Annotated in this window: 14 protein-coding genes; all 14 read left to right on the forward strand. The window is 53.0% G+C overall.

Annotation, left to right across the window (positions count from 1 at the left end; all coding sequences use genetic code 11):
* Positions 1-30: 30 nt before the first annotated feature.
* From HA052_RS04955 to HA052_RS05020, 14 genes are read left to right on the forward strand one after another with little or no spacing between them, the layout of a single operon-like run.
* Complete coding sequence (locus HA052_RS04955; RefSeq protein ID WP_166451050.1) at positions 31-1,581, forward strand: TcpQ domain-containing protein; 1,551 nt, start codon at positions 31-33, stop codon at positions 1,579-1,581.
* Positions 1,578-2,153 carry a hypothetical protein gene (locus HA052_RS04960; RefSeq protein ID WP_166451051.1) on the forward strand — a complete coding sequence of 192 codons (576 nt, stop codon included), beginning with the start codon at positions 1,578-1,580 and terminating at the stop codon, positions 2,151-2,153. Before HA052_RS04955 ends, HA052_RS04960 begins: the two co-directional genes overlap by 4 nt.
* Complete coding sequence (locus HA052_RS28125) at positions 2,146-3,705, forward strand: secretin GspD/PilQ domain-containing protein (RefSeq protein WP_166451052.1); 1,560 nt, start codon at positions 2,146-2,148, stop codon at positions 3,703-3,705. The genes HA052_RS04960 and HA052_RS28125 overlap by 8 nt, the downstream gene beginning before the upstream one ends.
* Positions 3,705-4,874 carry a hypothetical protein gene (locus HA052_RS04970; RefSeq protein WP_166451053.1) on the forward strand — a complete coding sequence of 390 codons (1,170 nt, stop codon included), beginning with the start codon at positions 3,705-3,707 and terminating at the stop codon, positions 4,872-4,874. The genes HA052_RS28125 and HA052_RS04970 overlap by 1 nt, the downstream gene beginning before the upstream one ends.
* The gene (locus tag HA052_RS04975; protein WP_166451054.1) at positions 4,810-5,337 is read left to right on the forward strand and encodes a hypothetical protein; all 528 of its coding nucleotides are present in this window, start codon (positions 4,810-4,812) and stop codon (positions 5,335-5,337) included. Before HA052_RS04970 ends, HA052_RS04975 begins: the two co-directional genes overlap by 65 nt.
* 2 nt (positions 5,338-5,339) lie before the next feature.
* Positions 5,340-7,427 (forward strand): GspE/PulE family protein, encoded by a 2,088-nt coding sequence (locus tag HA052_RS04980; protein WP_166451055.1) that lies wholly within the window; start codon positions 5,340-5,342, stop codon positions 7,425-7,427.
* A complete protein-coding gene (locus tag HA052_RS04985) occupies positions 7,427-8,614 on the forward strand; it encodes a type II secretion system F family protein (protein WP_166451056.1) in 1,188 nt (395 codons plus the stop codon). Before HA052_RS04980 ends, HA052_RS04985 begins: the two co-directional genes overlap by 1 nt.
* A gap of 16 nt (positions 8,615-8,630) precedes the next feature.
* A complete protein-coding gene (locus tag HA052_RS04990) occupies positions 8,631-9,200 on the forward strand; it encodes a prepilin-type N-terminal cleavage/methylation domain-containing protein (protein ID WP_166451057.1) in 570 nt (189 codons plus the stop codon).
* A gap of 17 nt (positions 9,201-9,217) precedes the next feature.
* Positions 9,218-10,036, forward strand: coding sequence for a hypothetical protein (locus HA052_RS04995; protein ID WP_166451058.1), 819 nt, complete (start codon positions 9,218-9,220; stop codon positions 10,034-10,036).
* Positions 10,037-10,066: 30 nt separating this feature from the next.
* On the forward strand, positions 10,067-11,143 hold the full coding sequence (locus HA052_RS05000) for a type IV pilus twitching motility protein PilT (protein WP_166451059.1): 1,077 nt from the start codon (positions 10,067-10,069) through the stop codon (positions 11,141-11,143).
* Positions 11,143-12,105 carry a type II secretion system protein gene (locus HA052_RS05005; protein ID WP_166451060.1) on the forward strand — a complete coding sequence of 321 codons (963 nt, stop codon included), beginning with the start codon at positions 11,143-11,145 and terminating at the stop codon, positions 12,103-12,105. Before HA052_RS05000 ends, HA052_RS05005 begins: the two co-directional genes overlap by 1 nt.
* An 11-nt stretch (positions 12,106-12,116) precedes the next feature.
* Positions 12,117-13,043, forward strand: coding sequence for a hypothetical protein (locus HA052_RS05010; protein WP_166451061.1), 927 nt, complete (start codon positions 12,117-12,119; stop codon positions 13,041-13,043).
* A 14-nt stretch (positions 13,044-13,057) separates the two neighbouring features.
* A complete protein-coding gene (locus HA052_RS05015) occupies positions 13,058-14,284 on the forward strand; it encodes a hypothetical protein (protein WP_166451062.1) in 1,227 nt (408 codons plus the stop codon).
* 44 nt (positions 14,285-14,328) lie between these two features.
* Positions 14,329-14,898, forward strand: coding sequence for a hypothetical protein (locus tag HA052_RS05020; protein WP_166451063.1), 570 nt, complete (start codon positions 14,329-14,331; stop codon positions 14,896-14,898).
* Position 14,899 lies beyond the last annotated feature (1 nt).

The raw sequence follows: 14,899 nt of genomic DNA on the forward strand, positions 1-14,899 counted from the left end.
TTCGCGGTTAAATGTACCAAGAACCAATCCATGGAATCTTGGGATCCGCGCATGAAAATGACTCTTCTCTCCCGGTTGCTGAGCCAAGCGATGGCTGTCGTTGTTGCGGCCCAGCCAGCTCTGGCGGCATCAACCAAATTCACGTTTGACTACAAAGTCACCGGTCAGACTGTTCTGCAGGCTTTCGATGACGGCAACATGACGTACCTACAGCCTGCTCGCGGGAAATCTATTCAGAGTGTTTACATCTTCCAGCAGGATGGAACCCGCCTTCCAGCATCCATAAATGCTGCGACCCCATATGTGACTGTCTCCGGTGTTTTCCCCGCCATTGAGGTTGTGTCTGAGGGAAAGTCAGAGCGTATCGAATACGTGGGTAAAGCACGGATCTCTGTCCAACCGCAGTTGCCAGCAGCGCTCAGCTATGCATCTCAACAAGCTGCCCAAGTACCAGCAACACCACAGTACATTTCGGATGGGGGTGTGGCTGGTCCTATCGCCGAGCTGAAACCGTACTCCCTGGACGAATCCTCGGCACCAAAGAGTCAAGCATTGGCGCTGGAGTCATCCATGGAGCGGCGACTGGCTCCGATTCCATTTGTTGCCGGGAAAACTACTCTTGGACCTAAGGGCCGTCGCGTCGTCAAGCAAATAGCAGAGACATCCAAAGGCAACCCACTCAAGATTGTTGTCCAATTCGACAAAGGCTCCACTATTGAACAGGCACGTGAGCGGGGCCGAGTTCTCAAAAGTGAGTTCCTTAAATATGGCATCACCAATATCTCTTGGCTGAATGGAGGGGAGCGATCGAGTAAAGGGCCGATATTAGAAGTTGCAGTCTCTATTGGTGGGAAGCCTTCATATAGCGAGCCGAAGCCCCCTATCGTGCAAGCCCGCAGAGAATCGTTAGCAGATCCTATCAATCCGCCGCTTTCAGCACCATCCGGGGTCCAGAAAACGGACCCTGTCTCCGTAATGCCTCCCACAGGTGTTCAAGTCAGCCGTGAGACGGCAATCGAGGTGGAGCTTGCGAAGGTCGACTCCGAACACGCGCTGGCAGTAAAACGAGTCAGGGACCTTTTCGATCAAGGCCTTCTCTCGGCCAACGAATTTGACAATGCCAAAGCCCGTCTTGAACAAAAGCGTGTGAGTGGTCGAGCGCAATTGGTTACTGAACGAGAGAAACTGCGTAATGAAAGGGTTTCTGCAGAAGCCAAAGCACGTGCCGACGCTAGCCTTCTTGCGGCAGCGCCTATGTCAACACCGGCCAGTAGCGATACCACCTTGCCTCAGCCTAAGCCAAAGCTGGCGATCAATACGACACCGACATGGATTATCAGTAACTCAGATCGCTCTTTGAAGGCTCTCTTTGGTAAATGGACCGCGGCTGCCAACATTCGCTTGGCCTGGGATTTGCCAGTCGACTTCGAATTGAATGCAGAAGCCAGCATTCAAGGCGATCTTCAGTTGGCCGTAAATACAGTTCTATCTAGCTTAACCTCGGCGGAAACCCCTGTTGTTGCTCGCTTGTATGAGGGTAACCGCGTTCTCCGTATAACGACCAAGGACGCCCTCAAATGAAGAATGCAGTAGTTTCCCTGCTCGCGCTCACTCTTGCTCTACAGGGGTGTGCCTTACCACAGCGTGGTGCAACGGGAATTCAAAAGAATATCAGTGAGGCTACCGCCTATTCCGGTAATACGCGGAGTCCATCTGCGCTTTCTCATGTTGAGCGAACCAAAGGTATTTATCTTGGCGATCGGCCTGTGTCCCCCAATTCTGGCCTTCAACCCGGCCAACCAGGATCGATGTCGTCAACTTTGAACGATACCCGCAACGCTGTCGGCAGGAAAACTAGCCTTGAAGCCAAAAGCCGTGAGGTGCTGACACTTCGCGTGGCGGATGGGCAATGGCTACCTGATGCAATCAGCGCCTACCTGGCCAATCAAGCGCAGCCGATGGATCTCGAATGGAATGCTCCTTCGCAATTCCGTTTGGAACGGGGGCTTGCCGTGTATTCCGAGAAGCCGCAGAAAGCGGTGTTCGACATCGTGCGTAATTACGGACTCTCTGTATGCGTGCATCTAGGCAATGTGAAGCCGGTCTTGGAGGTATACCCAGCCAGCTCTGATGAGGAAAAATGCCGTGAATAGGACCCTTCCAGTTTCTGCCATAGTGGTGTCTCTGATGCTTACCGGCTGCGTGGCACCCGCTGAGCTTGTCAAACGGCGGGTCAATACAGGCATAGCCGAAGCCAGTCGCGCAAAGTCCGAACCAGTTCTGCAGGAAACCAATAGTCCATATCTGCGTGCCCAAGCCAGTGATTACTCTCGTCCGGCGGGCGGTGGCGTAACACTGAGTGTTGAACGGGCTCCGTTGTTGGCCACTGTCCGTTCGTTGGCTCAGCAAGCGGGGTACGAAGTCACGGTAGTCGGCAATGTCGACACTCGAGTACCAGTATCTGTCAGCTTCCGACAATTGGACGCGGAGTCGGCAATCCGAGAAGTTGCATTCGCCGGCGGCGTCGTTCCGATCATTGACCGTACCCGTCACATCGTGTCGCTTGCTAATGAAGGTGTGTACACCTTCCGCATCCCGGTTGGGGTACTCAAATCCAAAAATGTCGATGCCAGCGTGTCGAACTCTTTAGGAACTAGCGCCGGCGGCGGTGCAGGAGGAGGAAGTAGCAACGGCGGAGGAGGGCAGGGAGGAGGCTCGGGCGGCAGTAGTGACGGTAGCGACAATGCCACCGTCTCCGTTCAAGCCAAGCACGAATACAAAGTCGACACGGTTGTTGAGCACTTGAAGTCTGTTCTTTCATATCAGGCTGCGGGTCGGGTTAAAGCCAACACAGAGACAGGCATGATCTCAGTTGCGGGGTCGGCGAACGATCTGCGCCGTGCACGAGACTTCATCGAAACCTGGCTTCGTGATGCATTGACTGTTGTCGACATCGAGGCAACTGTGCTCGACATCGGTCTGACAGATCAATTCCAAATGGGGTTTGACTGGACCAAGGTGTTGAGTGGCACAACGAATGGCTCCGTCAAGATCCTTAACTCAGCCTCTTCCATTGTCGATTCCCCTTCGTTTGACACCGCGATCACGCGCAATTCCGTTAGCGGTGTTATTAAAGCACTACGCAAAATCACTGATGTCAACGTGCTGGTCCGCTACCACGGGCGCCCAAACAATCATGCGCCGGCCATCCTGACCAATGCGGAACAAGTACCGTATCTGCCGAGCGTAACCACAAATACTACCAGCGGCTCCGGAAGCGCGACCGTACAGGCCAGTGGCTCATTGGCGTTCGCGATGCAAGGCTTGTCGTTTGCCACCATACCTCATGTGATTTCGAACCAATACGTCGACGTTACTTTGGTTCCGCTCATCGCGCGCATTGATGGCTTTTCGAAATTCAACCTGCCGGGGGGAACTCAGCTCGTTGGCCCTCTGCGCCCTGTCACTGATGGCTATCTGAATACAACAGTGGAAAGTGGGAAGACGACCGTTATTGCAGGTTCAAACACGGGCACGGTCTCAAAGATGCAACAGGGCGTTCCAGGGTTGATGGATATTCCAGGCCTCGGCGAATTGGTGAAAGGCCGTGCCAATAAAGACGAGCAGCGTGGCACCGTTATTCTGGTTCACGCCAATGTGATCCCGGCCCCCCGAATCGATGCCCTAATTGGGGAGTCCCTGTAATGCTGGGCAAAAAAACTACCTCACCAGAGCGGATCGGTTTGATTGCAGACATCAATGCGTTGGGGCGCAGATACTTTGTAGTTGAAGGCAATGAATTACACCCTGTTGACGCCCTCCCGCCCGAGACCGATTGGATCATCGCTTTCGAGAAAGCGGATCTACGTTTTGTCGCGCCTAAGAAGCAAACTCCGAAGGAGGCCCTTGCCCTGGTTATGGCTTCACCACTTGTCGACGAACAGTCACGCATTCTCAACTTGAGCGGTGAGCCCTATCACGCAATATATGCGCGTAGCATTGACACGGTTTTGGACGAACCGGCCCCGATTACACCTGGTGTCGCACTGTTAGACCTTCTCCGTTCTCAAAAAGGGCTGCCTCCGCCCACAGAGCCCGAGATGACTGGCTTCATGCTTGGCCAACTAGGGGCACGTTGTGTAGCTGTTCTGATCGCTCTATTCCCTGATGGCTCGGTTAGAACCCAAATCCAGATCGACCCCGATAAAGAGCGTCTCCCTGGCGTTGTGCGGTATTTTGCAGAAACGCTTCGGATCAATCAGCCGGAAAATATCGAACTCTTCGACTTGGACAAGATCCGGGAGGTCGCCGCAACGTTGCCGACCTATGATCGCGAGGATCGAATCGCCGGTATGCGGCGTAGCCAAGTTGAAAAGGCCGTAATCGGAATACTCGTGCTCGGGCTCTTGTCTCTCGGGGGTACGGCCGCATGGAGATTAGGTTCCGCTGTTGTTGACGAGAGAGCAAGTCAGGAGGCTGAGGCACGCACTCAAGCCATCTTGCGCAGCAATGCTACCACTATTCGTCAGGCCCCCTTGCGCGTCAGCGAGCATCTTTCCCTCCCCCTTACTCAATTGTTCGCGGCATCCGAGCAACTGTGGCATCCCGAAACTACGATCCGTTTCAGTGCCACAAATGGAAGTGCCATTTACACCGTCACCGTTGCTGCCAAAGGGGGGGCGGGCAGCAATACAAGCTCACTTCCATTCTTGTCACGAGCCGCCTCTTCTGCCGCAGTGCAAGCAGCCCTTACAGCACAACCTCCGGCGGGTTTGATCCGGAGCGGAATTAAAGTATATGGAGATCTCAATGCCATCGATGTCGATTACACGCAAGCACTTCCTAGTCGTCTTGGCGGCCTTATTAATAACTAGCATCTACGTGCTGCGCTCCGGGACCGAACGAGCCGCAGAGGCCGCGGGTCGGCGAGCTCAATCAGAACAGCAACTGAAACAAGCGGAAACCGTCCAGAAAGGGCTTCGCCATGCAGTTGCTGGCGCCCATGAAAAGCCGCTGCTGAGTCTTGATCGTGAGCTGGCCGAAACGCTGCTCATGCTTGAGCAGAATCGTGCCGTCAACATGCTCGAATTCAGCAGCCTCAACACCACAAAAGCGCAAGCCTCACGTGATGCGATACCACTCGATGGCATTTCATCGCCGCTCGGCCAAACCGACAACTCGGTACGCTCGGTTGATCTGTTTATCAAGGCAAATTACCACGACTACATAGGGTTGAAGCGCTTTCTTAGTTCAATCAGCAAGCGGCCCGTTGCAATCCGCAAGCTCAAAGTGAATACAACTAGCGTTGAGATGAATCTATTGGTCCTAGGAATTTGAATATGTTCTCAGTTGAAATGAATGTAAAAAGCCACAGCCAAAGTGATGTTGTTCATCAGGATTCCGTTCTCAATTTAGTTGATGAACTCCCGACTAGCGCCACCGTGATTACGCTGCCAGTTATTCGCGAGCCGATTGCAACTAACAGCATGGAGGCCAAAACGGAGGATTCCTTGCGCGTTCAACTGGGAGAAGTTCTCTTAGAAAAGGGGTGGATTACAACGTCGCAGCTTCACAGCGCTCTTCAGCTCCAGCTGGAATCGGGCCTGCAACTCGGTGATCACCTTGTTTCGGAAGGCAGCTTGACTCAGGATCAACTGAAACAGGCTCTTGCTGAGCAAGAGGCGCAGAACCGCGACCTGGCTAACCTTTTCCGCCGAGCGGGTCTAATGCCCTTGCAAATTCGCCAGCTTCAAATGCGCCTTGAACGCAACGAAGAGCTCGTCGATATCGTCAGTGACCTCGGGTATGCGACTGACGATGTAGTTGTACGGGTTCAAGCAGCCTACTTCAATCAAGAGCCATTAACGAGTGACATGGCGAGCGAACTTGATCTGAGCGACTACGTGGCTCTTGGACTCCCTTTCCCAAATCCGAAACCGTTTGTCCCAGTCGGATACAACCCTGCAACGCACAAACTCTCGGTCGCGATTAGTCGTATCGATCAGCGTAACGATGCGGAGAACTATTTTTATGACCTCTTCCGAACTCGAAATTTGCAGGTTCATATTCATTTCAAATTCGCATCAGCAACAACCGTCCAGGGCGTGTTTTTTCGTTGGTTCAGCAATACTGAGCAAGCGTTGCTCCAACGCATTCGCGAATGCGATGAAACCAACGCCAAGACCGATCTGGCAAGCGACGATGAAGCCAATGTCGCGCTCGCTTCCAACCGAGGGCTGATCTTCGACATTCTTCGCCATGCCTGTTACTGCGGGGCATCGGATATCCACCTTGAGCAGACATCCAAGGTTGGATACATCCTGTACCGATTCGATGGCGTACGGCAACGGTTTGCTCCGATGAGCCTGAAAACCTATGGGATGCTCAATAACCTGCTGCGAAATATGGTGGGGGTCACCAATCAAGATCTGCAGAAGGAATTGATGGTCGAAGGCAGCTTTAAAACCGGAGAGGGTTGGGAAGTCGAAAAAGAAGTCGAGGACATGTTCTTGCGATGGAACTTCCGCCTGGAATTTGGCGAGGCTATCAGTGGCAGTACTGTGGTGATTCGGGTGAACGACAGCCAGTCGAGCGCCACGGACTGGGAAAAACTGAATTTCAAACCAAATGATAAAAAATTCTTGGAAGATATCCTGTCTACAAGTGCCGGTTTGATCATCATTACTGGCCCTACTGGGTCAGGCAAGACTACTACACTTTATGCCGCCCTGCGCCGCATTGATGCAGATGCCCGCTCTCTGCAAACCATCGAACGACCAGTTGAGTTCAGAGACCCCCGCTGGAAGCAGTATCAAGTTCCCAACTCCATCGATGAAGCTACCGGCAGCAAGATTCTGTTGAAAGGTATGCTTCGAAACGACCCTGACGTAATCCTACAGGGCGAAGCCCGTGATGCCGAAGCCTGTGACTTGATGCTCCGTGCCAGCAACACAGGTCACCTATGTTTCGTCACATTCCACACTAACCGGTCACCAACAGCAATAAGTCAGTTCCGCCGATTCAACCTACCTGCCGAAATGGTCGCATCCGAGCTATCCGCGATCCTAGGCCAGCGTCTTGTCCGTCGACTCTGCACTAATTGTCGTCAGCCGGACACACGTCCGGAAACTAAAGAAGCCCTGGTCAAAAGCAATATCCAAACCACGAACGGCATCCAGTACCGGGCCAATCCTGACGGCTGCCATCTGTGTAACCACACTGGTTATCGCGGTCGTAGGATGGTCTATGAACTGCTACGCGTAACATCGGATATCCGCCGAATGATAGAACGAAATGCGCCGATTTCCGAGATCGATGATAAGGCGTTCGCCACTGAGCACCGTATGTGGCGTCATGGTCTAGAAATGGTCGCGGACGGGGTGACTTCGATCGAAGAGATTCGTGAAAACGTGCCGAGGGAAGACTAATGGAGTTCGCGTTTCAATATGAGGGTCGTACCCCAGGGGGCAGCGAAGTCCGCGGCATCGCCTATGGCAAGAACGCCCTCAGCTGCGCGTCCAAGTTGCGTCGCGCAGGCTATACCGTCAAGTCAACTAAATTGGATTGGAAGGCCTCTCTCGCCTCGGCGTTCAATAAGGCTATCCCCGTAGAAGAGTTAGTCCGCGTGTATGAGTTTTGCGCGGCACAGCGACAGAGTAGGGGGAATACGGCAGAGTCCCTGTTGGTGGCCAGTGAATTGGTTTCGGACCCAAGACTACAGCATGCGTTGCAAAGCATGGCATTGGTCATTCAAGAGTCGGGCCTGTCTATAGGGGAGGCTGCACGTCAAACTGGTGTTTTCTCTGGGCGAGATGTTGAGGTTCTGATTGCGCTCGAGAAGGGCGGCGATTTGGTCGAAGGCCTCCGTACTCTGGCGGATGATCACCGCCGGACGAAAGACCGTAGTAGCAATATCAGAAATATGTTGATCACCCCTGCTATGCTCGGCGTAGTGTTTTATGTACTCGTCTATGCACTTTTTGCATTCATTCTCCCTCCAACAGCCGAATCGTATCTGCAGAACTTCGGTGATCATATACCGGCAGCGATTAGTGGGCTTTACCACTTTGCTCTTTGGTACCGAGAAAACCTAGCTCTCTGCACGATAGTTCATTTGGTTGCCGGCATAGCTATCGTGGCTTTTCTACGTTCCTCTCTAGCAAAACGGCTGGTTCTCTCCTTCAAACTGCCCCGAAATATTGCTGAACGCTCGGACCTTGCCATGATGTGGTCGAGCTTTCGCTTGCTGTATCAAGCAGGGATGCCAAAAGAGATCCAGCTCCAGGCCCTTCAACGTATGGCCACCATGGACATCAACCGCCGGCGAGCACGTCGCTTTGCTCAGTTCGCACACACACATAGCGAAGCGGAAGCGGCAGAAAAAGCCAAGTTCCCTCGCTACGTTTGCATTGCGCTAAAGGCGAGCAGAAATGGCTCCTTGCCGGAGCAGCTAAACATAATGGTCCAAGAGCAAATTAACATTGTTAATGCGGAGACGGCCACCCTTTCTGCTGCCATCAATCTTAGTTCGCTTCTCTTTGGCGGCGCCCTTGTTTTGCTTTTCTACGCAATCTCAGTTCTCCCGAACATGATTGCCACATTGACCAACCTGTAACTTCTAGGGGATTCACGTGCAATTCAAAACTGATGCTCATCCATCGAACAACAAAAGTATCAAACGGCAAGATGGCTTCACCCTGCTTGAACTCATGGTCGGCGTTGCCATCATCGCAGTTATTGGAGCGATCGTAGCCCCCTTCATGAACAGCACTAAATCGAAGGCAACTGCGATGCTGTCGTCTATGGATAGCCTGGGGCACGGAGCAAGCTTGCTGAACCAGGAGGGCGGTTGCTACCCGACCGTGCTGCGCGCACTCAACACCCAAGGCGACGCGTCTAATTCCCTCTGCGGCATCGATATGGCTTCCAACTGGCGTGGTCCATACGCAAGAGGGGTAACGTTCAATGCTGCCGGTGCTGCAATGCTTGATACGGTAGCCACCGGCATTACCGCGACCCTCGTCCGAGACACCACTATTGGTGTGAAATATGGGATTCGGGCCTCGAACGTGCCGGAAGAAATATTGCGGGAAGCCGATAGCCAGTGCAACAAATCGGCTGGTTCCACCGTTTGTACAACGAATTTGGGAACCGGCGGTGCACCTGGCAGCATCACCAAGTGGTTCGACGCTCACAGCTGATTCCATTATCGCTAACCATGAAGCCAATCCCCAATTTAAAGAAACAACAGGGCAGCGCCACTGGTTGGTTCTTCATTTTCCTGGTGACCATGTCAATCGCCGTGGTCTCCAGTGAAGCTGAGTTTTTGGCAAACAAACGCCGCAATGATCGTCAATTTCATCAAGAGGCATATCTTGAACAGACCGCGGAGGCCATCACGGCTTGGTATCAGCGCAATATCGGGACAATAGATGCTACCGGTTCTGCAGAACCCACTGTCGCAGATGTACTCGCTGGCGCAGGGATTACACCGCGTTATGGCCTTCACGTCTCGGTTAGTCAGCGGTTGAGCTCGGGAAGCATGAATTGGCATTCCATTGCGCTGTGGATCAACGACAGCCCAACGGATTCGACCACATTTAAAACCTCAACCGGAGCCTTTAATCCGGACCCGAAAGCCCGGGCGGTATTGGTTTCTGGCCAACGCCTTCAGCAAGAAGCGTGGCAACGCACGGCCACCGCCGTGAACACGGTCGTAAGCGCTCTTAATAACTATGCCCAACAACGCCAAGCGGCATATGGCGGTGACATGATGCGCAACCCATTTCGGCCACTCGATTGCAACAACATCGCGCCAGGGGAAATGCCTTGCCTCGATAGCTATACACCGGCGAACAGTATCTCCCCACAATTAGGTCTGAACAGTTCGCAACTGGTCGATGCGTGGAATGGTGCCATTCTGGTGAGTAATGGCACTGATGCACGCACTACCGGGATCCCTTACACGATGGTGGTTAAGGCTACTACCCCTTGGGGGGCGGCCGTAACCGGTACAGCCATTCAAACAGTCAATTAATCAACATTGCTACACAACGAAGAGACATTCATGTCGAAGCTCGCAACGCTCATTCTTGACCAAGTCGAGAAACACCCAGCATTAGCGGATATTTTCCTTGATACAAATAGTCCGGCAGGTATCAATGGTGCTCTGGGTTTCGAGCCAATTGAACCTGAAGTTGTCATCACTTACGACAGCCTTTCCGAATTGCTAAATGCACGTTACGGAGGAGATTTATGCACAAAACTAAAGGAGTTCAACGGCTCTGATGATTTCGCGCTCAAAATTGGAAACTACAACTTCCGTGCTGCACTACGCTCTACGTTCGCTAAAACCGAGCTGTCCTTGACTCTACGTTGGATTCGCGATTCGATTCCTCATTACAGCGAGCTGGGGCTGCCTATCGAGGTAGGAGAGCTGGTGCGGCGAAAGAATGGTCTGGTGCTATTCACTGGCCAGACCAACTCTGGTAAATCAACCTCGCAGATGGCACTCATTGATTATTACAACGAGTCCATCGCCGGCAAGATCGTTACCCTTGAGCACCCTATTGAGTACCGATTCAAGAGAAAACGCTCATGTGTCAATCAGCGTGAAATCGGTGTTGATGTACCCGACTTCATCACAGGGATACGCGACACAATGCGCGAAAGCCCGACTCTGTTGATGATAGGAGAGATCCGCGACCAAGATACCCTGATTGCTGCGATCCAAGGAGCAGAGAGCGGGCATCTTGTTTTCGCCTCCCTTCATACCAACAACTTCGAAAATACGGTCGATCGAGTTTGCGATTTGCTCACAGGAACACACGCAGAATCGCTCAGAAAGACTTTCGCCTCTGTTTTGCGAGCCGTGATAACGCAACAACTCGTTCCGTCCGCTGATGGGAAGCTGCGCAAGCTCGCTCACGAGGTCGTAGTGTTGCCGGAGGGAGAGCGGGCTATTCAGAGCATGATTCGCAAGGGTGAGTTGCAGCAACTTGGTGAGGAAATCAACAAACGACGTCCATTGATGCACGTACTCAATGATTCCCTCTACGAGTTGATTGTTAGTAACGAGGTGAAGCGGGAAGATGCTCTTGCAGGGTCCTATGACCGGGATGGCTTGGAAAAAAGGCTCGCCTAATGAGATCCAACCACGCATTCAGCCGCCAACGTGGTTTCACTCTTCTTGAACTCATGATGGCTACCGCGATCCTGGCGATCATGATCCCGGTATTATCGGCATCTTTTTACCAATATTCGATGGCCAAGCAGTCTACTGCCAACGATAAGGCTATTGAAGCTCTACGCGAAGCCTTGGCGGCGGCATACCGGGGAAATTTGGTAATCGCTGAGAGTCAGGCCGACCCAATCTTGGTATTGCCAGCGGGCAGCATATCCAACGGAACAACGGCAACCGGCAGCGTCCTGGCGCCATTAGCTTCCTATTCTTCCCGCGCTACAGCAGACCTAGCTCTGGATGGATATCGCCGTCCATTCACAATCTTTGTGTCAAAGCAGCTATCGCAGTCAGTTGGTGGCGCCACGTTGTATTACAGGGTATTGGCGGTCGTATCAAGAGGTCGGTCAGAGACTTTGAATCCCGGCACATCCTTCGATCCCAACACAGGGAAACTGGTCTTGGCTGGGGGGAATGTTGGCCTTCTCGTCGATGGCTATGGTATTGCGCGAAAGGCCTTCGATGAAACCAGTTCCAAACTCAATCGCATTGCTGATGCTTATCGCAGCTATGCCCAAACACGCTATCTATCCGATCCAAACCGAGATTTGAGCGTCAATTACTTCGCAAACGTGAATAGTGGCGGTGGAACTTCCAGTCGATGGGATGGAGGAGGCGTCATCGGGACAACAGGTGGACGTGTGATCAACCTCGCGGCACTGCCTGGTGTTAGCAATCTTGGTTTGGCCTCTTCCGACATGGTGGACTCATATAGCCAAGCAATCCAAGTCGATAATTCATCTGCAGCCACAAAGAACCCGGATAACTCAACGCCGGCCTACGCGCTACCGCCGTTCAGTGCCAGCATCAGCACCAACTTGCCCGGTGGTGCCAACTACAGCATCAATGCCGTCGGCAGCTACTAAGGAGAACCCTCATGCGTTATACCCTGTGCTTCCTATCCATCCTTCTGGCCATGCCAGCAATCGCCGCGCCGGCCCCCCTAGCTCCAACGGTTGCACCTTCTGTAGCAGCACCGGTTGTTTCAAAACCGGTTGATCAAGTCGCCAGTTCGGCGGCTTCGGTCAATCCATTCACCGGCAAAGAGCTAAGCCTCGATCTTCTCAATACCGCCGCTCAAGCAGAAAAGCTGCGATCCGCTGTAATAGACGAGAAACTCAAACAGACCGAGCAGCTGGCCAAAATCGAGTGTCTGAAAAACCCTCATTCGCGGTATTGCGGTGGTCAAGGCGGGTCTGGTATGGGCGGTGGTAGCGGACAGGCTGATGCGTTCGCATATCCTCCCTCGGCTCCGCCCATGAGATCCAACTCGAGCAGCCGCCACGCCACAAATGCACCTTCGACCGGGTCCAAAATGTCGAAAAAACCCAAAACGGTGGCAAATGGCAAGCCCCCTATCACAGCGCCGAAAATCGCTACACTTGCCCCTTCCGTTACGCCTGCAACTTTCGGCCCGCGGGTGGTCGGCGTAGTGCAACAGAACGGTTCTGCAGCAGTTATGTTCGAACAGAATGGCCAAGTCATGACGGCAAAAGCAGGGGAGATGGTTGGTGGTCGCCAAGTAGGAGCCATTACTCGCTGCAGCGTTGAGCTAGGGGGGGTGCCGGTCTCTGTATGCAATGAAGTCGGCCAGACACCGATCACCAGTACGCTTCAGGCAGCGTCCGGCTCTAAAGCCAACTCTCCACTTCTCCAAGGGCCTCAGACCAGCTTAGCAGCAACGGGAAATGATACTTTCCTAGCGGCACCGCCACCGCCTCCACCAAATGGTGTTCAACCAGTCATTCCTGCTCCACTCGGCTCTACGTCGTATACCGCAGCACTGCCACCTAGTCGCTCTTAATCGAGATGTCTGACATGAAATCCGTTCGATTTAATTTGGCGTCCGTGGCGTTGGCCATACTCACTGGCGTTACCAGCGTGGCGGCGTCGGCGGCTACTACTGTCGCCACGCAGCAAAACCGCACTGTTGTTTTCAACGAGTCAGTAGGACTGGACGGTATTGCACAGGTCAAGGGCCGGATCGGTGTGGTCGGAACAACGGGCAACACCATTACTGATTCGTTGTTGGGGCAGAATGTTACCAATGCCGCCAGTGTTTTCTCCGTTCAACCAATTTCGCTGAGTTCTGCTTCGCTATCGACAGTAGAGATACAAAGTCTTGCACAGAGTTGGTTTGCAAATCGAATTTCTGCACTCTCTAATCAGGTAGTTGCACACCTGAACAGTGTTGGCGCCGATAGCGCCTGGCTTGACTACCAGCAAACAGTCAAGAGCAAAGGCAAGACGAAATACATTGTCTTTAGCGTGAGCATCCTCAAGTCCGGCAAAATGACTTGGTCGGGCGTCAACGTTGTCGACTCAGCGCCGACAACGGTCTACACCGTCTACACCAACAAGACCGTAGCCGCTGGATTACCACAAAACTGGCAGTATCCCGATGCCGGCACGCTCAAGTACGACACCCGTAATCTCAACTTCCTGGTCGTGACGCCGCAGACGGTCATCCAAACCAACGGCGCTTATGATGAGCCGGCTAGCGGCGTGTCAGCCATAACCGACCCGGATGCTGGTCTGAAATGCCTGATCGATAGTCAAAGCTCACCCAACTGCCCGACTGCGTTTCCAGATGTCAAGAAGCTGATCAAAACAACGGACTCAATACGGACTGTTGTTGATTACGTGCGCAAAGTTCAACCCGACTATACCCAGCAGCCCGATGGAACACAGGCGGCGAAAATGGCCATCGACATCTACGAACGCACTATTCAACTGCCGGCGTGCTGCTGCCAGGATACCGGCCAGACCTACATCAATAGGCAGCGTTACGGATTTTCATTGATCACCATCATCGACCGTTATCTGGTCAACGCTGATGGGAGCTACGTCCTCGTCAACCGTTATAGCGGCCACAGCGTATCACCGACAATCGACCAAACCAAAAGTGTTGCGATTACCAGGGCCCAATTCGGTTTGCTACCTGGGCAGATCATAAACCCAGAGGATGGGAAGATGGATCTTGTCGACGTCAGTACGTATCCGCTTGGAATGATCGTCAACCTGGCTCCGATCACCTACCGCTAAGAGAAGGCACTGTTATGAGATCAAACTGTGCTGCATTTCTGCTCATGATTCCACTCTGGGCCATGGCCAATCCGGAAGGTCCGTCGCCGGCCGCACAATGCCGCGCGGGCGACGACATCTTCCAAGATCAAATAATTACTTCGCTTACAGGTACATATAACTCAATAGGCCTAGTTGCTGCTTTTGAAGCTATTGCAAAAGCCAAGGCCGAACCTGCATCTCCTATAACACTTGGCACTCGCAGTCCAAAGACGCCGACGGGCACTCTCTGGCTTTCCCTTGAAGATCCAGATTCGGCTAGCCTAGCCGAGGAAGCAATCAAAACTGCAGGCGTTATTCAAATTCGTTTGTTCGGATTCAACGGACAAACTCCGGCCAAGGCCGCGCTTTTGCACATGGTGCTCGAGCATAAGAAGTTTGAACCCAAGGAACTTCCTAACTTAGTTAAGCAATTCCAAGCTTCTGATTTATTTGAGCTTCTGGACAAGTTCGACTCTCTACCCAAATGTGCGCGTACAGCGGCAAACCTACGGGTGCAGGCAGATACCAACCTCGCGACCAAAAAATTGGGCCGTCTAGACCTTACCGTCTTTGTAGCTGGCAGTACCGAGTAAG

The organism is Chromobacterium fluminis, assembly GCF_011602385.1.
Taxonomy (GTDB): Bacteria; Pseudomonadota; Gammaproteobacteria; order Burkholderiales; family Chromobacteriaceae; genus Chromobacterium; species Chromobacterium fluminis.